Origin of the sequence: Dorea sp. 210702-DFI.3.17 (genome assembly GCF_020560825.1) — a bacterium.
In the GTDB taxonomy this organism is placed as follows: Bacteria; Bacillota; Clostridia; order Lachnospirales; family Lachnospiraceae; genus Dorea; species Dorea formicigenerans.
In genome coordinates, this window is record NZ_JAJCNB010000022.1 from 16397 (window position 1) to 37706 (window position 21310).

The 21310-nt window shown below is 40.5% G+C and carries 20 protein-coding genes; 19 read left to right on the forward strand and 1 reads right to left on the reverse strand.

Annotated features, from left to right (window positions below; translation table 11 throughout):
- Positions 1-6 precede the first annotated feature (6 nt).
- The 12 genes from atpA to LI149_RS10765 all read left to right on the forward strand — a co-directional run bounded on the left by atpA (position 7) and on the right by LI149_RS10765 (position 10620).
- Positions 7-1515 (forward strand): F0F1 ATP synthase subunit alpha, encoded by a 1509-nt coding sequence (gene atpA, locus LI149_RS10705; protein WP_227143339.1) that lies wholly within the window; start codon positions 7-9, stop codon positions 1513-1515.
- A 3-nt stretch (positions 1516-1518) separates the two neighbouring features.
- Positions 1519-2412, forward strand: a complete 894-nt coding sequence (gene atpG / locus LI149_RS10710; protein ID WP_005337451.1) for an ATP synthase F1 subunit gamma — start codon at positions 1519-1521, stop codon at positions 2410-2412.
- An 8-nt stretch (positions 2413-2420) separates the two neighbouring features.
- Positions 2421-3821, forward strand: a complete 1401-nt coding sequence (gene atpD / locus LI149_RS10715) for a F0F1 ATP synthase subunit beta (protein ID WP_105310361.1) — start codon at positions 2421-2423, stop codon at positions 3819-3821.
- Between the two features lie 14 nt (positions 3822-3835).
- The gene (gene atpC / locus LI149_RS10720; RefSeq protein ID WP_005337449.1) at positions 3836-4255 is read left to right on the forward strand and encodes an ATP synthase F1 subunit epsilon; all 420 of its coding nucleotides are present in this window, start codon (positions 3836-3838) and stop codon (positions 4253-4255) included.
- Between the two features lie 642 nt (positions 4256-4897).
- On the forward strand, positions 4898-5779 hold the full coding sequence (locus tag LI149_RS10725; protein ID WP_173785409.1) for a helix-turn-helix transcriptional regulator: 882 nt from the start codon (positions 4898-4900) through the stop codon (positions 5777-5779).
- Between the two features lie 643 nt (positions 5780-6422).
- A complete protein-coding gene (locus LI149_RS10730) occupies positions 6423-6686 on the forward strand; it encodes a DUF2007 domain-containing protein (RefSeq protein WP_022279497.1) in 264 nt (87 codons plus the stop codon).
- A gap of 152 nt (positions 6687-6838) precedes the next feature.
- Entirely contained in the window at positions 6839-7921 is a 1083-nt protein-coding gene (locus LI149_RS15605; protein ID WP_330590377.1) for a GNAT family N-acetyltransferase, read from the forward strand.
- A 90-nt stretch (positions 7922-8011) separates the two neighbouring features.
- Complete coding sequence (locus LI149_RS10745; RefSeq protein WP_173785410.1) at positions 8012-8275, forward strand: DUF2007 domain-containing protein; 264 nt, start codon at positions 8012-8014, stop codon at positions 8273-8275.
- A gap of 289 nt (positions 8276-8564) precedes the next feature.
- Positions 8565-8891, forward strand: coding sequence for a hypothetical protein (locus LI149_RS10750; RefSeq protein ID WP_022279494.1), 327 nt, complete (start codon positions 8565-8567; stop codon positions 8889-8891).
- Positions 8892-8895: 4 nt separating this feature from the next.
- A complete protein-coding gene (locus LI149_RS10755) occupies positions 8896-9405 on the forward strand; it encodes a hypothetical protein (RefSeq protein ID WP_173785411.1) in 510 nt (169 codons plus the stop codon).
- An 81-nt stretch (positions 9406-9486) separates the two neighbouring features.
- Positions 9487-10047, forward strand: a complete 561-nt coding sequence (locus LI149_RS10760) for a hypothetical protein (protein ID WP_022279492.1) — start codon at positions 9487-9489, stop codon at positions 10045-10047.
- A gap of 36 nt (positions 10048-10083) precedes the next feature.
- On the forward strand, positions 10084-10620 hold the full coding sequence (locus LI149_RS10765) for a hypothetical protein (protein WP_173785412.1): 537 nt from the start codon (positions 10084-10086) through the stop codon (positions 10618-10620).
- A 54-nt stretch (positions 10621-10674) separates the two neighbouring features.
- On the opposite strand, the gene LI149_RS10770 is transcribed toward LI149_RS10765, so the two are convergent.
- Complete coding sequence (locus tag LI149_RS10770) at positions 10675-11385, reverse strand: hypothetical protein (protein WP_022279490.1); 711 nt, start codon at positions 11383-11385, stop codon at positions 10675-10677.
- Between the two features lie 567 nt (positions 11386-11952).
- Here LI149_RS10770 and LI149_RS10775 point away from each other — a divergent pair.
- From LI149_RS10775 to LI149_RS10810, 7 genes are all read left to right on the forward strand, one after another.
- Positions 11953-12810 (forward strand): transporter substrate-binding domain-containing protein, encoded by an 858-nt coding sequence (locus tag LI149_RS10775; protein WP_173785413.1) that lies wholly within the window; start codon positions 11953-11955, stop codon positions 12808-12810.
- A 3-nt stretch (positions 12811-12813) separates the two neighbouring features.
- Positions 12814-13497, forward strand: a complete 684-nt coding sequence (locus tag LI149_RS10780; protein WP_117660789.1) for an amino acid ABC transporter permease — start codon at positions 12814-12816, stop codon at positions 13495-13497.
- Between the two features lie 13 nt (positions 13498-13510).
- Entirely contained in the window at positions 13511-15430 is a 1920-nt protein-coding gene (locus LI149_RS15610; protein ID WP_173785414.1) for a PatB family C-S lyase, read from the forward strand.
- Between the two features lie 448 nt (positions 15431-15878).
- Positions 15879-16916: a phenylalanine--tRNA ligase subunit alpha gene (locus LI149_RS10795; RefSeq protein WP_005335111.1), complete on the forward strand. Its 1038-nt coding sequence runs from the start codon at positions 15879-15881 to the stop codon at positions 16914-16916.
- A gap of 16 nt (positions 16917-16932) precedes the next feature.
- Positions 16933-19377 (forward strand): phenylalanine--tRNA ligase subunit beta, encoded by a 2445-nt coding sequence (pheT, locus tag LI149_RS10800; protein WP_022279484.1) that lies wholly within the window; start codon positions 16933-16935, stop codon positions 19375-19377.
- 629 nt (positions 19378-20006) lie between these two features.
- A complete protein-coding gene (locus tag LI149_RS10805; protein WP_227143340.1) occupies positions 20007-20918 on the forward strand; it encodes an Rpn family recombination-promoting nuclease/putative transposase in 912 nt (303 codons plus the stop codon).
- 2 nt (positions 20919-20920) lie between these two features.
- A complete protein-coding gene (locus LI149_RS10810) occupies positions 20921-21142 on the forward strand; it encodes a helix-turn-helix domain-containing protein (protein ID WP_173785417.1) in 222 nt (73 codons plus the stop codon).
- Positions 21143-21310 lie beyond the last annotated feature (168 nt).

The window sequence follows — 21310 nt, forward strand, 5'->3', positions numbered from 1 at the left end:
ACGTAAGTGAGTTCAATCAATTCAGATGAAATTATTTCAATTCTGAAAAGTGAAATAGAGAATTTTGATGAGATCAGTAAAGACAGCGAAGTCGGAACTGTTGTAACAGTCGGAGACGGAATCGCTACCATTTACGGAATCGATCATGCAATGTACGGCGAGATCGTTACCTTCGAAAATGGTCTGAAGGGTATGGTACAGGATATCCAGAAAGACGAGATCGGATGTATCTTATTTGGATCAGATACAGGAATCAAAGAAGGAACAAAGGTTGCACGTACAAAGAAAAAAGCCGGAATCCCGGTAGGAGATAAATTTATCGGAAGAGTTATCAATGCCCTTGGTGCACCAATCGACGGTGCCGGAGAGATTGAGGCAGATGATTATCGCCCGATTGAAAATGAAGCACCTGGAATCATTGACAGAAAATCCGTCAGCGTTCCTATGGAGACAGGAATCCTTTCTATCGACTCCATGTTCCCAATCGGACGTGGACAGAGAGAGCTGATCATCGGTGACAGACAGACTGGTAAGACATCTATCGCAACAGATACGATCTTGAACCAGAATGGAAACGGAGTAATCTGTATCTATGTTGCCATCGGTCAGAAGGCATCAACGATTTCAAAAGTTGTAAATACATTTAAGACATCAGGAGCTATGGATCACACCATCGTATTAGCATCAACAGCAAGCGACTGTGCGCCGCTTCAGTACATTGCTCCTTATGCGGGAACTGCACTGGCAGAGTATTTTATGTACAAAGGAAAAGATGTACTGATCGTTTATGATGATCTTTCCAAACACGCAGTTGCGTACCGTGCATTGTCACTGTTACTTGGAAGATCTCCTGGACGTGAGGCTTATCCTGGAGACGTATTCTATCTGCATTCAAGACTTCTGGAACGTTCCAGCCGTCTGAGTGAGGAAAAAGGTGGCGGATCTATCACGGCTCTTCCAATCATCGAGACACAGGCCGGAGATGTATCTGCATATATTCCGACAAACGTTATTTCCATCACAGATGGACAGATTTCCCTGGAAAGCAGTTTGTTCTTCTCAGGAATGCGTCCGGCGGTCAACGTAGGATTGTCTGTATCTCGTGTAGGTGGAGATGCACAGACAAAGGCTATGAAGAAGGCAGCAGGAAGTCTTCGTATCGATCTGGCCCAGTATCGTGAGATGGAAGTCTTCACACAGTTCAGTTCAGACCTTGATGATGCAACGAAAGAACAGCTGGAATATGGCAGCGGACTGATGGAGCTTCTGAAGCAGCCGCTTGGAAAACCAATGTCACTGGCAGATAAAGTTATTACACTTTGTGCTGCAAGACATAAAGTCATGCTTGGAATTCCAACTGCAAAAGTAAAAGGATTCCAGATGGATATGTTAAGTTACTTTGCAAGTGCACATCCGGAAATCGCAAGAGAAATTGAGGAGACAAAGGATCTGTCTAAAGAGTTGTCCCAGAAGATCGTGGAGATTGCAGAGGAATTCAAAAAGAGCAGGTGTTAATGTATGGCAAATATCAGAGAAATACAGACACGAATTAACAGTGTAAAAGATACGATGAAAATCACCAACGCCATGTACCTGATCTCTTCTACAAAAATGCGTCAGGCCAGAAAGAAACTGGCAGATGCAGAGCCGTATTTTTATAAATTGCAGGCTGAGATTGCCAGAATCCTGCGCCATATGCCGGAAGTGAGCAACCAGTATTTTGACAGTAGGGAAGAAATTCCGAAAGAAGAACGGAAAATCGGATCTGTAGTTATTACCGGTGATAAAGGACTGGCAGGAGCTTACAATCACAATGTAGAAAAAGCAGAAGAGGAAATTATGAAAATGCCGGGACATCACAAATTGTTTGTCGTAGGTGAGCTTGGAAGACATTATTTTGTAAGTCAGGGACATGAGATTGAACAAAATTTCCAATATACTGTGCAGAAACCGAACCTGAGCAGAGCCAGAATTATTTCTGAGACATTGATGGAACAGTTTAATAATGGCGAGCTGGACGAAGTGTATGTTGTCTATACGCGAATGGAGAATTCTATGGTATCTGAGGTGGAGACTGTAAAGCTGCTTCCGCTTGAGAGAAGTGCATTCGGAGAGGACAGCATTCCGGCAAACTTAAGGCGTGAGGCGATTCAGCTATATCCGTCTGTCGAGAGCGTCATGGACAATATCGTACCGAATTATGTAACCGGAATGATCTACGGTTGTTTGGTCGAGGCGTATGCAAGTGAGCATAATGCCAGAATGACGGCTATGAAATCAGCGACAGACAGTGCTGAGGCAATTATCAAAGATTTGTCTATTGCTTATAACCGGGCAAGACAGGCAGCCATTACGCAGGAGATCACAGAGGTATGCGCAGGTGCGAAGGCACAGAAACGGAAAAGGAAGTGAGAACAGATATGAATAAAGGACGAATTGTACAGGTCATGGGTCCTGTTGTCGATGTTTTATTTGAAGACGGAGAGCTTCCGAATATCAAAGATGCCCTTGAGGTAGATAACGGAGACAAGACTTGTATTATGGAAGTTGCACAGCATCTGGGAAACAGCGAAGTACGTTGTCTGATGCTGGCTGCAAGTGAAGGACTTCACAAAGATATGGAAGTCCGTGCAACTGGAAGCGGTATCAAAGTTCCAGTTGGAGATCAGACACTTGGACGTCTGTTCAATGTGCTTGGTCAGACCATTGATGATGGAAAAGAAATAGAGAAAGATGCAGAGCGCTGGGAAATCCACAGACAGGCGCCTACATTTGAAGAGCAGAGTCCTGCTGTCGAGATCCTTGAGACAGGTATCAAGGTCATCGACCTTCTTGCACCATATGCAAAAGGTGGTAAGATTGGTCTGTTCGGAGGAGCCGGAGTTGGTAAGACAGTACTGATCCAGGAGCTGATCCGAAATGTAGCAACAGAGCATGGTGGATATTCTATCTTTACAGGTGTCGGAGAGCGTTCCCGTGAAGGAAATGACCTCTGGACAGAGATGAAAGCGTCTGGCGTACTTGAGAAGACAGCTTTGGTATTTGGTCAGATGAACGAGCCGCCTGGAGCTCGTATGCGTGTCGCTGAGACAGGACTTACAATGGCTGAGTATTTCCGTGACAAAGAACATCAGAACGTGTTGCTCTTTATTGATAACATTTTCCGATTCACACAGGCTGGATCTGAAGTTTCCGCTCTGCTTGGACGTATGCCATCAGCCGTAGGTTATCAGCCGACACTGGCAACAGAAATGGGTGAATTACAGGAGCGTATTGCTTCTACAAAGAATGGTTCTGTCACGTCCGTTCAGGCAGTCTATGTACCGGCCGACGACTTAACAGACCCTGCACCGGCAACAACATTTGCACATCTGGATGCAACAACCGTACTTTCACGTAAGGTCGTTGAGCAGGGAATTTACCCGGCTGTAGATCCGCTGGAGTCTAACTCACGTATCCTGGAGGCAGACATCGTAGGTGAAGAGCATTATAAAGTAGCCAACCAGGTAACAGAGATTCTTCAGAAGTACAAAGAACTTCAGGACATCATCGCCATTCTTGGTATGGAAGAGCTGTCCGATGAAGATAAAGCAACGGTTATGAGAGCAAGAAAGATTCAGAAATTCCTGTCACAGCCATTCTTCGTAGCTGAGACGTTTACAGGAATTCCTGGAAAATATGTACCACTGAAAGAGACAATCCGTGGATTCAAAATGATCATCGACGGAGAAATGGATGAATATCCGGAGACCGCCTTCTTCAACGTCGGAACGATTGACGAAGTTATCGAGAAAGCAAAGACACTGAAAGACGGAGAGTAAGAGGTGCGTAAACTATGAAAACATTTTGGTTGAAAGTCATAGCCAGTGACCGCGTGGCGTATAACGGACGATGCCAGAAGGTGATCGTACCTGCAGCCGACGGCGGTCAGATGGGAATTCTGGCAGATCATGAGAACATGGTCATAGCAATCGAAGTCGGTGAAGCGAAGATGCAGCTGGAAGACGGAACGTGGGAGACACTTGCCGTTGGAACCGGATTCCTTGAGGTTGTTAACAACCGTGTTACCATGCTGGTACAGACCGCTGAAAAACCGGAAGAAATTGACGCCAGAAGAGCAGAAGAACGGCGTGAAGTCATGGAAGAAAAACTTCGTCAGAAGCAGAGTATCCAAGAATACTATCACACGAAAGCATCCCTGGCAAGAGCCATGAACCGGTTGAAGGTGTCAAGGGAGAAGAATACGAGGATATAATTTCACACAATACAATAAGTACAGTTTACTGCTTTCAGATGTGATGAATTTCGCAGATTTTGCTGCGCTATCTATTAAAATCTGTATGTGCAAACTCGCCTGAGGAACGGCTCAGACAGTGCACCTCCAGATTTAATGATGCTCGCAAAATACTGGAAATTGCATCAATCATCTGAGAAGCAGTGAACTGTACTTTTTCTATATGTGGAAGTTATATCGTATCGAGAGGCGAGGGAGGGTGAGTCTGGCAGAGCGGATTGCCAACGGTAGCTGTATTTTTATGTAAGTGGAAGTTTAAAGTTTGTGTGAAGGGGAAAGTGTGAGTGAAAGGGGAAGATTTTGCTGCGCTATTGACGAGCCAAAGTCAGAGCTTGCTCAAGACCTTGGCGACCGCGAGGTGGGTATGATAAAATAGGGAAATAAGGGAGATGCTACGCAAAGTAGCAGGAAAATGTTTTGATGACATCTTTGTGTGCTTGTGATGTAAAGTGCAGTTTTCTATACTGTAAGTTGTTAGGAGATGTTTAGAGAGTGCAGGCTGTCCAGACAAATAGTTTCGGATAAGAAATATGTCTGTGAAGCAACCTTAAGTTCTGTGATAAGACTCTCGAACGGGTAAGAAAAGACAAGGAGATTATGGATATGACTTTTGCAGAAAATGTGAAGATGCTTCGCAAGCAGGCTGGTATGTCGCAGGAGCAGTTGGCGGAGAAGCTTGGTGTATCGAGACAGGCGGTTACAAAATGGGAAACGGGTGCGGGGATCCCAGATATTGAAAATATAATGGCGATTTCAGCACTGTTTGACATTTCCATAGACGATCTACTTTCAAATGAAAGAGGTTCAAAAAAGGTAGTGGAGACGGAGTACTTGTATGAGAGTATTACGGAGTATGATATTGATGAATCGAAGAATTATGATATGAAGCTGGAAGGGGCGAAGCGGCTTATACTGGCGGGATATGAGGGCGAGAAAATCCGGGTCCGACTGGGGTCCAATACATTTTCAACTCTTCAGAATGATTTCAAGGTTAAGATTGATGATATCCGGAAACGAATTGATATAGATGTAAAACGAAAGAATGGTGCCACGGAAGCAATGGCGAAGAGTGAAATTGATATTTTCGTGCAGATTCCGGTGCAGTATATAGATAAGATTGAGTGTGAAGCTCATGCGGAAACGGTAGAAATCCGTTCCATAGAATGTGAAAATATGGAATTTGGTGTGAAGACAACAAATTTGATTTTGGAAAATGTTGTCGGTTCGGTGGAGGTTGATTGTAATCTTGACATGGAGATTATGTGCGATTCATTGAACGGCGAGATCGCAATTAATCAAGTGTCTGCGACATCAAAAATACATGTTCCAAAAGAGGCGATTTTCCAGGCAGTTGCAAAGGGCATTGGAACAAGCATTTCTTATGAAAAAGCCGGGCAGCAGGTGGAACGGTTTGATGCGCCGGAGGCGGACAACGTGATTGAACTGAATGGAATCAAGAGTGAATTAATTGTTTGTATAGGTTAAAAATGAAAATCTACAAGTTTGTCAAAAAGATGTAATGATTTTTTATTACTGGAAGAAAAATGTAAATAGTATAATAAGTAACAGACGGGAGGGATTTGTAATGCAGATTGAAACATACAGTGGAAAAGCGAGTATGACAGAATGGGAAAAACTGCAGGCGTGATGTGGGGATAGAGAAAAATTAATGGAAAATATATACTTATAGGTTGACTTTTATGAAAATAAAGCATATGATAATAACAGCTAAGAAATGTGATGAATTTCATGCATGAGCAAAACAAAACTCCCGGAAGTGGTCGAGACTTCCGGGAGTTTTTATTCCGTTTATGTAAGGTGGCTTATACCTTTCAGGCTGTTACTGCCTGTCGTTTCCGTCCAGCCATTTGCAAATAAAGTAGCTAACAATACTTGCCATAACAGAAACAAAAAATGTGATGAGAGTTTCGTGCATAAGACTTCACCTCCTTTCGCTTGGAGGGTGGCAGCAATTGTAGTATAACATGATAGTATAAAAAATTCAATATAAGTATATTACTGGTGAGTAAACTAATAAAGAATGAAGATATAAAAAGTGTGGAAATGTGGTAAAATGATTATATAAAACTGCGGAAATGTCAAAAGAAAAGAAATGGAGGAGTGTAGGATGGGAGCTTTTTTCAAACATAAGGAAAAGAATTCAGCGTCTGAGGACGGTTGTGTGAAGTTTTGCAATGTGCATGATATCATAGAGGCGGAAAGAATCATAGAGCTGCTAAAAGAGAATGAAATCGCTGCATTTTCTCAGGAATCAGGAGATGGTGTTTCTGTGTATGGTACAGTGGGATTCGGACTTTATGGAGTTGATGTTTTTGTGGAGGCGAAGAATGAGGAGCAGGCGAAAAAGCTTATAGACGCTGAAAATCTTTAATGGAGTCAGCTATGAGTGGGCGTATCTCAGCCCGTAAGTGAGACAGTTAAAAGAGAGTGTTTTGTCACTCAAAGTGTGAATTTAACAGCGGGACGGTTCTACCGTCCCATTTTTGTATACAGAGGGTAAATTATTGCCAGAAGGAATTTGTAATGCAGATCGAAACATACAGTGGAAAATATGATGATGAGATTATTTCGTTAATTTTAGATATTCAGAATAATGAGTCGAAGATTAATCTGTCTCTTGAGGAGCAGCCGGATCTGCTTACAATCCATGACTCCTATCAGAAAAATGGAGGCGAATTCTGGATTGCGCTAGATCAGGGAAATGTAATCGGAACTCTTGGACTGATGATAAAAGCTGACCACTGTGCAATCATGAAGAAATTCTTCGTGAAGAAAGAGTACCGGTCACAGAAAGTCGGGCTTGCTTTATACATGAAGCTGCTTGAATTTGCAAAAGAGGCAGAGGTAAAGCATATTATATTAGACACACCGTCGGTTGCGCATACATCACATCGGTTCTATGAGAAAGCAGGATTTCGGAAGATTAAAACAGAGGAATTACCGGTTCCGTATACTTATCCGGACAGAAACTGTATTTTATATATGTTGGATTTAGGAGAGACATCACAAATGACAGAATGGGAAAAATTACAGGCAGGACAAATGTACAATGATTTTGTTGATGATTTGTTTCAGCGAAGAATCGTAGCGAAAAAGTTGTTCCGGGCATACAACAAAACTGAGGACGAAGAAGTTGAGAAAAGAAATGAAATTCTGGCACAGCTTTTAGGAAAAGTGGGAAAGAACGTCTGGATTGAGCCGGATTTCCGGTGCGAGTTTGGAAAGAATATTGTTATCGAAGACAATGTGTATATTAACTTTGGCTGTGTTATTCTTGACTGTGCTGAAGTTGTGATTGGAGCAAATACATTGCTGGGTCCGAATATCGGCATTTATCCAGTGAATCATGCAATAGACGCAGAAGAGCGAATCAAAGGCGGCTGTTCTGAAAAACCAGTTCGCATTGGGAAAAATGTGTGGCTTGGCGGAGATGTAAAGATACTGGCAGGAGTTACGATTGGTGATAATACAATTATCGGAGCCGGAAGTGTTGTGCCAAAGGACATACCAGAAAATGTTATAGCAGTGGGTAATCCGTGTAAGGTACTGCGAGAGATAACAGAGGCAGACAAAACGGATTACCTGAAAAACGCGGAAACATGGTAAAATGATCATATAAAAAATGCGGAAACGTGGTAAAATGATCATATAAAAAATGCGGAAATGTCAAAAGTATAAGAAACGGAGGAGTGTAAGATGGGAGCTTTTTTCAAACATAAGGAAAAGGATTCAGCGTCTGGAGACGATTGTGTGAAACTTTGTAATGTGCATGACATTATAGAGGCGGAAAGAATGATAGAGTTGTTAAAAGAGAACGGAATTGCTGCATTTTCTCAGGAATCTGGAGATGGTGTTTCTGTGTATAGTACAGCAGGGTTCGGACTTTACGGTGTCGATGTTTTTGTGGAGGCGAAGAATGAGGAGCAGGCCAGGAAGTTTATAGACGCTGAGGGTATTTGAGCAATAAAGTGAAAAAATATTAGTTGAAAAAATGTAATATCATAGTTAGTGCTCTTGAAGATTATGAAGACAGTGGATTGTTTTTAGGCGGTTCACTGTCTTTTTTTATTGGAAATTAACTTATTTTTTAATAATGGATTGTGATTAACGTGAACTTAAAAAAGTTTTACGAAAGAATTACATGAATATGTCGCAATCCAAAAACAGAGGTTGCTACAATAAGTGCATCAAGGCAGAAGAGGGTTGATAAATGAATCGTTGAAGAGTAAGAAACGAGGAGGAAACTACGATGAAAATACGGCGGAGAGTACAAAAATACATTTTCATTATAAGCTTTGCGGTACTGGCTGGTTTTATGCATCAGAACACCTATGCGGAAACTCGGACGAATATTCAGCTTTATGTACCGGATGACAACCAGAATAACAGACAGGAAAATAATCAGACTGCCAACCGGGCTGACAACGGGAAGGTGGACAATTCTGTGGCAAAGACAGGTGATACCACCGGAGGTAAAATATTGGATTACGAGATAATGCTTGCAGTGAGTGCAGTATTGGGAACCATGGGAGTCATAATCCGTAAAAGCCAGAAGACAGAAAAGAATGGAGATTAGGTGCATGAAAGTAGAGAAAAAAAGAAATAAGAAAATATGGATATTCGCTGTGGTGGTGATTCTTGTCGCAGCGCTTGGAGTTGTATTTGCATATAAGCTGGGACAGCAGAAATCTGTAAACAATTCCAATGGGGTTGTGGTAGATCAGAATGCATCAGACTGGGACAAAGATTTAGATAATTTATCTGGACAGCAGGATTCAGGTATTAAAATGCCGGGATACGGAGAACTCAGTGTCGGGGCAGGAGATAAGACGTGGAAGATTACCCTGGCAAATCCGAAGGACAATGACTGCTATTTTAAATACAGCATTACAATTGGAGATGATGAGACTCCGATTTATGAGTCTGACTATATTGAACCGGGAAAGGCAATCAGTGAATTTCAGGTCGATAAGGCGCTGGATGAAGGAGATTATACAATATATATGAACATTTCTACATATTCTATGGATGGAAAAAATACACGCTTAAATGGAGCGAGTGTGAAAGCAGATTTACATGTTGTAAAATAACGGCCCCCAAAGGGCATATGCTCGAAGTGTGGCTGTAAATATAGATATTTATTAATATTTTTATTCAGGAGGATAACGAAAATGAAGAAAAGAATCGCAGCAGCAGTTATGACAAGTGTTATGGCAGGAATGATGATGGTAACGCCGACATTTGCAGCAAACACAGGTAGTGCACACACTGATTTTTCCCTTTATGTAGCAAATGATCCAGTTTATACAGTCACTGTACCAGAAACGGTAACATTGAATGCAAAAGAACACACATTGGTACCGATTACGGCCAGCGATGTAAAAAATATTCCGGAAGGTAAGAAAATTACAGTAACGCTGCAAAAAGGAAATGGAACTTATGGAAGGTTATATCTTGTCGGAGATAAGATGAATGGTGCAAAACCATATATGATGACTTTGAATATTAAAGGAACAAGCGGAGACTTTAAACTGGGGGCATTGGAGAAGCAGATTAAAGGTATGGAACTGGTTGCTTTTACAGAGGATGGTACAGCAAATTATGAAATATACCCATGTGCGCAGGATTATCCGGACCGTGAAGGAAAAGAAGGGGACAATCTGGCAATCCAGAAAGGCGTTCATTATACTGGCTGGATGGACTATGGCGTAGGTTTAACTGATATCAAATAAATGATTATCCATCAATTATACGAGGGAGGACTAAATATGAAATCTGTAAAGAATATGAAAATGCTTTCAACAGCAGTGATTGCAGCGGTGCTTACCGTATCTGCATTCGCGCTTCCGGTTCATGCAGAAGAGAATACAACATCTGCGTCAACAGAATTTTCTTATGTTCAGAAAAATGAACCGACATATACGGTATCTATACCTTCAGCGCTGGCACTTTCAAAGGAGGGAACTGCCCTTAATATTGAAGCAAAAGATGTCGCGGATCTGGACGGGAAGAAAGTAACGGTAACAATCGCAGGTACTGATTATTATCGAAATCAGCTTGTATTACAGGCAAAGACGTCCAAGCCAACTTATACGGGTACTATTCGTTATCAGTTGATTGCAGCAGATGGTAACACAATTGAAACAACTGGTAATGATACTGCAACAGGAACAGAGTTAGCTTCCTTTACAGGGAATGGAACTGTAACTTATACGGCAAAACCAGTACTTGATTCAAGAATGAATATTGAACCGGGTGTAAATTATACAGGAACCATGACATTTGGAATAGGATTAACAGAATAAGGAAGCATAGTTGGTGCTTTAGCAGAAATAAAATGAGGGGGCAGGCTTAGAAGCTTATAGCCCCTGAAATTCTTTAATGGTTGCTGCTGCCAGTACAATGACTCCAATTGCACAGACAATATATATAATTCCGACTGCGATGGAGCTTTTCTTTGCACGTTTCCATTTTACGGCTGCAAGGTACATGGCGCTTAAGACATCTGCCAGGAAGAAGAACTGCAGGATACCATGCAGGATAGCAGTTCCGAGGCTGATTTTTCCAGCTTTATAAGTCATGCGGATTACCTGCAGGGCGTAAAAAGAGCCCGGAAGGATTGTGAGCCAGAATGCAATGACGGTGAAAAATATCATAACACTCATGACCGGGAGCATAAGCGGTATAATCAGACCGCCGGTCATAAAAGTCAGTGCAGCACCAGCGAAAAAGTACATAATGAACAGTGTGATAAAACTGAACAGAAAAAATGCGACAAGACCGTATTTATGTATAAGCATGCGGTTTATAAGTGCGGTGGAATCGTCTTCTTCATAGGAGAAAAAAGATTTCCAGATATTTAGGATCCCAAGAATATAAAGTGCCAGAATGTAAATAATAGCAGGCAGGTTTGACAGGAAAAATCCCCGCAGAGTAGCAAAGCCGGAGGCATCATATGGAATTGCATCAAGTACATGGTTCTGGAAAGTAAGATTCGGAAGAACAAGTACCGGAATCAGAGATAATATAATTACATATGCAATTGCCAGTTTGTCAGCGGATTTTTTCATGGGTATCGGCTCCTTTCGGGAGATTTTTCATTGCTTTCTATATTTGATTATAATTTTTCCGGGGTGGATTGTCCAGAAGATTGAGCTGACCGCTGACAGATAGTTGGCAGTATGCCAGTAGGCATTCATTTTTTTAAGTAATTCCTGAGATAACGGTTGTTTTTCAAGACACATTTTGTTGTCGTCCATATTGTACCTCTTTCTTTCAAATCATATATTTTTTTAACCAGCATTATCATAGAACAGTAAAAATAAGATGTAAAATAGTAATTTTGCATTGAAATCATAACATTCTGATATGGATAAGGTTTGCGTATCGAGAAATAGGACTACAGAGCAACATACATTGGATAAACGCAATGGACACATAGATTATTAATGCATCATAAAAAACTATAGTGTTAGCCAATTAGAACTAGTATAGATAAAATGGATATAGATAGAAACGATATAGATAGAAATAATATGCAAAATATCAATTGGACAACATTGGATTTAAAGTGCAATATATAAGCAGAGTACACTATTTTATAGGGTAAACAAAAACAATGATTTGGAGGAAGAAGAATGAAAAAAAGATTAATCAGTATTTTGTTGTGTGGAGCGCTTGTTTTGTCTATGGCAGCATGCGGTAGCAAAGAAGGGACGAAAAAGGAAGAAGCTAAGGCGGAAGAGACAACTAAAGGAAATAGTGGGGAAGCAACTGATAAAAAGTATGGTCTTGATATGGATTCAATCGTAGTGGCAATTTCTTCAGGATATGAACCATTCTGTTTTGACAAGGATAATGAACTTCAGGGATATGATGTTGATATGTGGAAAGAATTTGAAGAAAGAACAGGCATCAAAGTAAAATGGGAACGAGCTGATTTTTCTGGTCTTCTTGGATTACTTGATTCTGGAAAAGCAGATGTGGTAGCTGCTCAGCTTACACCAACACCAGAACGTGAAGAGAAGTATGCTTTTACAGAGCCAGAAACATACTATGGTTCAGTTATTGTCGTTAGCAATGACAATACAGATATCAAGAGTGCAGATGATCTGGCTGGAAAAACTATTGGCGTGGGAGCTGGAAATGAAATGCAGCAAGATATTGAAGCTATGTACCCAAATGGTGAAGTGAAGTTTGAAATCTATCAGTCCGCAACACTTGAAAACATGTTAAAAGATGTTGAAATGGGAAGAATAGATGGTATGTTAGCACAGGATATACAGGCTTACATGGCAATTGAAAAGAGCGGAGTGAAATGTAAAGTTGTAACTCCAGCATTTGAAAGTTCTTGTGGAGCACTTGCTGTTAAGAAAGATAATACAGAATTGTTAGATGGGTTAAATGCATTTATTAAAGAGATTAAAGAAGATGGAACATTAAAAGCTATTTCTGAAAAATGGATTGGTGCAGACGTTTCTGTAGAAAGCAAATAAATTATGGAATATTTAACTCAAGAAGTAATGCCCTATGTGGTGAAACTCATTCCATTATTAATTAATGGAATGAAAATTACGATATTTGTATCTATATTGGCATTTGCTATAAGTATTGTTATGGGCGTAATTTTGGCAATAATTCAACATTATCATGTTGCAATCTTAGACCCCATTGCTAAGGTATACATCTCATATTTTAGAGGTACCCCATTATTAATTCAGTTGTTTTTGTTTTTTTATGGATTACCTATGGTAATGGATATTATGGTCAGATGTCCTAAAATATTAGCTCTAATTATATGTTTAGCAATGAATAGTGCTGCATATATGGCTGAAACAATCAGAGGTGCTATTGAAAGCGTTGATAAAGGGCAATATGAAGCTTGCCTTGGATTTGGAATGACGCATACACAGACAATGACGAGAGTTGTGTTGCCTCAAGCAGCGGTTGCAGCAATTCCACCAATTGTAAACTCAGCAATTGATATTATAAAAATGTCATCACTTGGTATGACAATTGGTATTCAAGATGTAATGGGTGAGGCGCAACTTTCAGCAGCGGTTTCTTATAAAACTTTTGAAACTTATATCATAGCAGCGGCATTTTATTGGATATTAGCTTTGATATTAGGAAAGATTCAGAGAATTGTTGAAAGAAAAATTGGTGTAGCATATCAGAAGTAGTCAGGAGATAGAAATGATAGAAATTAAAAATCTATGGAAAACATTTGGTGATAAATCTGTATTGAAAGGTATAGATTTAAAAATTGAAAAAGGAAAAGTGTTTGCTATCATAGGACCTTCTGGAACAGGAAAATCAACACTCCTTAGATGTCTGAATGTTTTGGAACGGGCTGATAAAGGGTCTATTGTATTAGGAGATAAAGAGATTGATTTTACTAAAATGAGTAAAAGCGATATTCAGACTCTTCGCATGCATATGGCAATGGTATTTCAAAATTCAAACTTATACAGAAATAAAACGGCCGTTGAAAATGTTATTGAGCCGTTGATAACTGTAAGAAAAATGAACAAGGGAGAAGCATTACAAATAGCAGATGAACTCCTTGCAAAAGTAGGAATGTCACATAAGAAAAATGCGTATCCTGAAACGTTGTCAGGTGGAGAGAAGCAAAGAGTTGGAATCGCTAGAGCAATGGCTGTGAATGCAGATGTAATCCTTTTGGATGAGCCCACATCTGCTTTGGATCCAGAATTGGTAAATGAAGTTTTAGATGTAATTAAAGATTTGGCAAAACAGCACACAACAATGTTGATTGTTACTCATGAAATGCGATTTGCAAGGGAAGTTGCAGATGAAATTGTATTTATGGAAAATGGTAATATTGTTGAACAAGCTACTCCTGATATATTTTTTACAAATCCTCAGACAGAGCGTGCAAAATCGTTTATACAGGCAAAAGTAGATGACATTTATGATACGGATTTTGATAAAATTATTGAAAGACGTTATATGAATTCTTATAAATGGAAAGACTTAAAGACACTAGATATTGACAAAGATATTTATCCTATGTGGGTCGCAGATATGGAATTTAAGTCATCACCAGCAATTCAGAGACAGATGCAGGAGAGAGTAGAAGCGGGGATTTTCGGATATGAGACATTAACACCGAAGTATTTTAAAGTTATTTCAGAATGGCTTGAAAATAGACATTCTTATAAGGTGGATGCAAGTGAAATACTATTTTGTGCAGATACAATGATTGGCATAAGTACATATATTCAAGCTGCGTCAGAAGTAAGTGATGAAGTTATGCTGTTAACACCTGTTTATGGTAACTTTTTTAGCACTATTACCGGATGTGGAAGAAATGTATTGGAATGTCCATTAATAGAAAAAGAGGGCAGATTTACCATTAGTTTAGAGTTAATGGAAGAAAAAGTTTCTGAAAAGACAAAAATATTATTGTTGTGTAATCCACAAAACCCAACAGGAACAGTTTGGACAAAGGATGAATTAAAAGATATTAGTTTGTTCTGTAAAAAACATGGGATGACTCTTATCTCAGATGAAGTGCATTATGAATTTATATTCAATCAGGCACAGCATACTGTAGCAGCAAGTATTGCAGAGGAAGTTGGTGTTATGGCAGCTACAGTAATTTCACCAGGTAAAAGCTTTAATGTCCCGATGCTAAGTGGTGCTTCGTTGATAATTAAAGATCAAAAGATGAGAGATAAAATTTCAGCAATAATGGAAAATTTGAAATATCCATTTGCCCATGCTTTTGTTGAGGGAGTTACTATTGCAGCCTACACAAAGAGCGTTGAATGGCTGGAGGCTGTAAAGTATTATATACAGGAAAATAAGAGGGTTTTTAAAGAATATTTTGAAACGCATTTTCCTCAGTTGAAAGTTGTAAATAGCGATTCAACATATGTAATGTGGGTGGATTGTAGTGGACTGAATATGTCTGATGCGGAATTGGAAAAGTTTTGGAGAGATGATTGCAAATTGATTCTAAGTCATGGTTCAGAATTTGGCACAGGATACAGTCAGTATAGAAGATTTAATGTTGCTTGTTCAAAACTTAAGCTAGAAGAAATTTTAGAACGAATTTTAAAGCAAATGCAAAAAAATAAGTTGATTTAAATTTGTAAAGTGAAATCAGAAGTATCTGTAATAAGTACTTCTGATTTCTTATCTGGTAATTGCAGTGTGAGATGGGCTGAACTCACACATTGACAAAGCCGTAAAATTATGTAATAATTATCATGATTTTGGACTATGAACATATGTAAGTACAGAAGATGTAGTGAAGCAGAGATGAAGTGTCACCGGCTGAGAGCATTTCACGCGAACCTTTTGGAAATTTCAGTATGGGAGTCTTCCGATGAAAAGCATTTGCCTGGCAGATGCGCTAAGTTGGATGTTCGTGTAGCAGATCGAATACACATAAAAGAGTGCAGAGTCATAAGGACTCTGAAATAGGGTGGTACCGCGAGTAACATCGTCCCTTGTTAATCACAAGTGGCGGTGCTTTTTTTATTTTCAATAAAAAAGACACTGAACTTAAAGAGTAGTAGAAAGGGGAATTAGAATGAAAGATAAAATCAACAGTATTTTATCAGAAGTGAAAACTAAGATTTCTGAAGCAGCAAATGAAAATGAACTGCAGAATGTGAAGAATGCATATGTTGGAAAACAGGGTGCGTTAAGTATGTTAATGAAGGAGATGCCAAAGCTTGACGCAGCGCTTCGCCCGGAGATGGGAAAGGTGCTCAACCAGGCTAAGAATCAGGTGACAGAGCTGATCAACTCTAAGAGAACAGAGCTGAAGCTGAAAGCTTCTGAGGTTTCACCGGACTTTGATTGTTCTGTACCGGGAATCCTGCCACCGAACGGAGGACTTCACCCGATCACACAGATGTGCTATGACCTGAACGATGCATTCCGTTCTATGGGATTTGAGATTTTCCAGGAGGATGACATCACAAGTGAGTTATATGCATTTGATAAACTGAACTTCCCTCCGAATCATCCGGCAAGAGAGAGTATGGACACATACTGGCTGGAGGGTCATGACAGTGGAAGCACAAATGAGAAGCTTTGCCTGAGACCACATTTGACAGGAGGAAGTGTCCGTTACATGCAGACACATAAACCGCCGTATCGTTTTGTATATCCGGGACGTGTATATCGTAACGAGACAACAGATTCACATCATGAGAGAGCATTTTTCCAGTATGAGGCTCTAATCGTGGATAAGGATATCAAGTTCACAGACGGAAAAGTTATGATTCAGAGCATTTTAAGTAAAGTATTCGGAAGAGACGTTCCGGTAAGAATGCGTTCCGGTTTCTTCCCATTTGTAGAGCCAGGATTTGAGATCGACATGGAGTGTCAGGTGTGCGGCGGAAAAGGCTGCAGCGTATGTAAACATGTGGGCTGGATCGAGGTTATGCCGGGTGGATCCCCACATCCAAATGTACTTCGTGCAGCAGGACTGGATCCGGATGAGTACACAGGTTTCTATGTAAATATCGGTCTGGACAGACTAGTCATGATGCGTTACGGCGTAGATGACGTAAGATTGTTCCACAGTGGCGATTTAAGATTCCTGAGACAGTTCAGATAAGCGGAGGAGAATAAAGATGAAATTATCATTATCATGGATTAAAGATTTTGTAAATATCCCTGAAGATATGGATATGAAACAGCTTGCATATGATCTGACTATGGATACTGTTGAGGTTGAGGACGTCGAGTACCTGGCAGACCGTTTTGACCATATGGTAGTAGGTGTGATCGAGGATATCGAGCCACATCCAAATGCAGATAAGCTTCGTGTCTGCAAAGTAGACATCGGTGACGGTGAGATCAAAGACATCGTCTGCGGTGGTATCAATCTTGAAAAAGGTATGCGTGTTGCCGTATCCTGCCCGGGAGCAATTGTCCGCTGGCATGGTGAGGGAGAGCCTGTTGAGATCAAGAAGTCTAAACTTCGCGGCGTGGCTTCCTACGGAATGATCTGTGCATCTGACGAGATCGGACTGGGAGATCTCTTCCCGGCATCTCAGGAAGCAGAGATTCTTGACCTGTCCGCATTTGACGTACCGGCAGGAACAACTCTGGCAGATGCCCTTGATCTGAACGATGTTCTTCTTGAGATTGATAACAAATCAATGACAAACAGACCGGATCTGTGGGGACACTATGGTATCGCCCGCGAGATCGCAGCATTATACAATCTGCCATTAGCTGAGATCAAGCCATTTGAGACAGATGTACAGTCTGATTTTAATGTAGAGATTGCTGATCCAGACAGATGTCCAAGATATATCGGAGTAGAAATGTCTGGTGTAAATGTAAAAGAGGCACCATATCAGATGCAGAGTAGAATCTGGAAGGTTGGTATGCGTCCAATCAATGCATTGGTTGACATTACAAACTACGTCATGCTTGCAACTGGTAACCCGACACATGCATTTGACGCAGATAACATTTCTGATCACATCGTTGTAAGACATGCAGCAGAAAATGAGAAGTTACTTCTTCTGAACGACAAAGAGCTTTCTCTTTGTACAGATGACCTTGTAATTACAGATTCCGAGGGACCTGTTGCACTGGCTGGTGTTATGGGTGGAGCAAAGGATTCTATCCTGCCTAAGACAGAGCGTGTCATTCTTGAGGTCGCAAACTTTGAAGCAGCAGGAATCAGAAGAACTGCACTTCGTTATGATAACCGTACAGAAGCTTCTTCAAGGTATGAAAAAGCTATCGATCCTGAGAGATGCGACCAGGCACTTGCACTTTCCATGCAGTATTTCAAAGAGCTGTATCCGGAAATGAAAGTGACAGGTTACTGTGATAAATATGTAAAGAAACTCAAGAGAGCTGAGATTGATGTAAATCTTGTATGGCTTGAGAAGAGACTTGGAAAGCATCTGACAAATGATGAGATCCAAGGCAAGCTTGAGAAACTTGGATTTGATGTACAGATCAATGGGGAGGACATGCACGTTATCGCTCCGACATGGCGTTCTACAGGTGACATTTCTATTAAAGATGATGTAATGGAAGAAGTTGCCAGAATGTATGGATACGACAATTTCGAGCCAACATCATTTACAACAACATTTGACAGCGCAATCAATCAGAAAGATCAGGATCTTGTAAGAAATATGAAAGAGTTCCTTGCAATTCGTTGTGGAATGCAGGAAATCTACACATATCCTTGGGTAAATGATGTATATCTGAATGCAATTATGCAGACGACAGAAGGAATGCTTCGTCTTTCAACACCACCGGCACCGGATCTCAGTTACCTGCGTGCTTCTCTGCTTCCGAACATTTGCGAGGCAGTTGCAAAGAATGAGCGTTACTTCAATGATTTCTCAATCTTTGAGGAAGCTCAGGTATTCCATGATGCGAACTATACTTCACCATACGACAAGTCTGAGTTACTGCCAGAGCAGCGCCGCCACATTGCCGGAGCATTTGCAAGCAGTGTGAAAGATGTGAAAGAGCTCTTCCAGGAAGCAAAAGGTGTTCTGGAGTATATGCCACGTTATACACATCAGGCAGCATTTGAGTTCAGAAAAGAAGAGAAACCAGTATGGGCTGACAATGTAGTATGGCTCAACATTTACCGTGGAGATGAGAAGATTGGTGATATGGGACTTCTGGCTAAGAAGGCATCTATGGACTGCGGAATCAAGAACTTGTCCGTAATGCTCTTTGAATTAGATGTTCTGAAACTGAAACCACTCATTTCCAGAACCAATAAATTCACTCACCTTGCAGCATATCCGGAGAACGAGTATGACATTTCCATGCTCTTTGACTCCAATGCAGTATGGAGTGATATGCATGAGGCAATTCTTGGCAAGAAGAAAGCCAGCGAGTTCCTTAAGAAAGCAGATTTCGTAGATGAGTACCGTGGAAAACAAATCCCACAGGGCAAGAAATCTGTGACAATCAGACTGACCATCGGATCTAATGAGAAGACACTGACTTCCCAGGAGATTGAAAATGTAGCAAATCAGGTTATGAAGAAGCTGCAGAAGAAGATGGGAGCAGAGCTGAGAACTCAGTAAATGGAATAACTTAACATAATTAATCCAGCTATTAATGTCACGATATGATTTGTTTTCTGATTTTCATACGCCACCTATTTTAGTCTGACAGTGCAAACTCGCCGATAAATCGGCTCAGACAGTACACTGTACAGACTAAGTTAGGCGTAAGAAAATCTGGAAAATAAAATCAATTATCGTGACATCAGCAGCTGGATTTTATTATGTGCGAAGTTATTGGAAGGCGGAAGGAGAGCGGGGGATTGGTAGGAGAAAGTGTCTGGTCAGCATAGAGTGGTGGAATACGAGAGTGTATATAAAGAAGAAGTGCGGTTCCGCATCGCATCTTTAAATTAACTATTGTATTTGATTCATATTTATGCTATTCTGAGTCCACGCAGATGGCGATTCTTGTTATCTGCAAAAGGTATCTATTTAATTTCATTCATTTCGGAGGCTCAGAGTATCGGGTGTTATTCCAAAGTGATGAACGTGTGACAAGTGAATATAGGCTGGGAAGGGAACCTGGTGCGGCACAGGATGTTATTTGAAGATTAGCATTTCCAACTGGAATATACTATTAATATATGATAAAATATCTATAGATAATCTTTTCTCAGACTATAGGAAGTTGTCGGAGAGGAGAGTATATGTCAAAAAGAACAGGAACTAAAGTACAAAAGAACCGTACAGATGACGAGTTTATCATGCTTCCGACCGTAGATTTTTGTTTCAAAGAACTGATGAGAAATGAAAAGGTGCGAAAAGGAATTATTGCAGCATTGTTGGGAGTAAGACCAGAAGAAATCAAGGAGACTAGACTGTTGCCGACCATACTCAGAAAAGAGTACGAAGACGATAAATATGGAATTTTGGATGTTCGAGTTGAAATGCATGATGGCACGCAGATAGACTTTGAGATGCAGGTGGCAGAATTTGATTTTTGGAAAAAACGGATTGTGTTTTATTTAAGCAAGATGGTCACAGATCAGATTCATAAAGGTGATGATTATGACAAAATTCAGAAATGCATTCATGTCAGTATTCTGGATTTTGTACATTTCCCGGAGGATAACAGGTACTATCGAAAAATTACATTTTGCAATACAAAAACGGGAGAGATTTATACAGATATCATGGAGATTCATGTGTTGGAATTGGGGAAGTTACCACCGGAAGATCAGAACGAAGAAGGAATCATAAGGTGGATGCGATTTCTCAATGCAAAGAGCCGGAAGGAGTTAAAAGAGATGGCAAAGCAGGACGAGTATTTTGGAGAAGCGTATGAAGAACTGGACAGACTCAGTGCGGACGAGAAGAAGCGTCTGGAGTATGAGACGAGATTGAAGTATAAAAGGGATAAGTATGCACAGCTCCATTATGCGACGCGGATTGGAAGAGAAGAAGGCGAACGGATTGGAAGAGAAGAAGGTGAACGGATTGGAAAAGAAGAAGGTAAGAGTGAAATGATTCGTTCCATGTGGAAGGCAGGGATTTCGGAAGAACAGATTGCGTCAATTGCACAGAAGACAGTGGAAGAAGTGAGAAAATTGTGTAAATAATTTTGGGACAGGAAGAACTGGCGAGCACAGTTAATATATCTGCAATTCAGGCAAAGCGTGCACTGGCACAGCTGAAAGAAGAGGGGGCTATTGAGCTGAAATGTGGAGAGATTATTATCAAAAATATTGAAGTTGTGAAAAAACATATTTCGGAGACACTGTATACACAGGAAGAGCAGAAGGTGAGTATCTTGCGGTTATACAACATGAACCGAACCGCTTAGTATATACAAAAATAGTCTTGTGATTTTTACTAATGAAATATCCATACACTTTGATGGAAGTGTATAAAAATTACACAAAAATCGGCATAACTTACTTGACAATTGTGCAATTTGGAGACTATAGTTAAATATAAACGTTCTGATTTAGAGCCATTTTCTAAAATATTT

Excerpts from the sequence above, each read along its gene's own strand:
- atpC (WP_005337449.1), top strand. The coding sequence starts at position 3,836 with ATGAAAACATTTTGGTTGAAAGTCATAGCCAGTGACCGCGTGGCGTAT.
- LI149_RS10805 (WP_227143340.1), top strand. The coding sequence starts at position 20,007 with ATGTCAAAAAGAACAGGAACTAAAGTACAAAAGAACCGTACAGATGAC.
- LI149_RS10780 (WP_117660789.1), top strand. The coding sequence starts at position 12,814 with ATGGAATATTTAACTCAAGAAGTAATGCCCTATGTGGTGAAACTCATT.
- LI149_RS10765 (WP_173785412.1), top strand. The coding sequence starts at position 10,084 with ATGAAATCTGTAAAGAATATGAAAATGCTTTCAACAGCAGTGATTGCA.
- atpD (WP_105310361.1), top strand. The coding sequence starts at position 2,421 with ATGAATAAAGGACGAATTGTACAGGTCATGGGTCCTGTTGTCGATGTT.
- LI149_RS10745 (WP_173785410.1), top strand. The coding sequence starts at position 8,012 with ATGGGAGCTTTTTTCAAACATAAGGAAAAGGATTCAGCGTCTGGAGAC.
- LI149_RS10795 (WP_005335111.1), top strand. The coding sequence starts at position 15,879 with ATGAAAGATAAAATCAACAGTATTTTATCAGAAGTGAAAACTAAGATT.
- LI149_RS10760 (WP_022279492.1), top strand. The coding sequence starts at position 9,487 with ATGAAGAAAAGAATCGCAGCAGCAGTTATGACAAGTGTTATGGCAGGA.
- LI149_RS15610 (WP_173785414.1), top strand. The coding sequence starts at position 13,511 with ATGATAGAAATTAAAAATCTATGGAAAACATTTGGTGATAAATCTGTA.
- LI149_RS10755 (WP_173785411.1), top strand. The coding sequence starts at position 8,896 with ATGAAAGTAGAGAAAAAAAGAAATAAGAAAATATGGATATTCGCTGTG.
- LI149_RS15605 (WP_330590377.1), top strand. The coding sequence starts at position 6,839 with ATGCAGATCGAAACATACAGTGGAAAATATGATGATGAGATTATTTCG.
- LI149_RS10730 (WP_022279497.1), top strand. The coding sequence starts at position 6,423 with ATGGGAGCTTTTTTCAAACATAAGGAAAAGAATTCAGCGTCTGAGGAC.
- LI149_RS10770 (WP_022279490.1), bottom strand. The coding sequence starts at position 11,385 with ATGAAAAAATCCGCTGACAAACTGGCAATTGCATATGTAATTATATTA.
- LI149_RS10775 (WP_173785413.1), top strand. The coding sequence starts at position 11,953 with ATGAAAAAAAGATTAATCAGTATTTTGTTGTGTGGAGCGCTTGTTTTG.
- LI149_RS10750 (WP_022279494.1), top strand. The coding sequence starts at position 8,565 with ATGAAAATACGGCGGAGAGTACAAAAATACATTTTCATTATAAGCTTT.
- LI149_RS10725 (WP_173785409.1), top strand. The coding sequence starts at position 4,898 with ATGACTTTTGCAGAAAATGTGAAGATGCTTCGCAAGCAGGCTGGTATG.
- pheT (WP_022279484.1), top strand. The coding sequence starts at position 16,933 with ATGAAATTATCATTATCATGGATTAAAGATTTTGTAAATATCCCTGAA.
- atpG (WP_005337451.1), top strand. The coding sequence starts at position 1,519 with ATGGCAAATATCAGAGAAATACAGACACGAATTAACAGTGTAAAAGAT.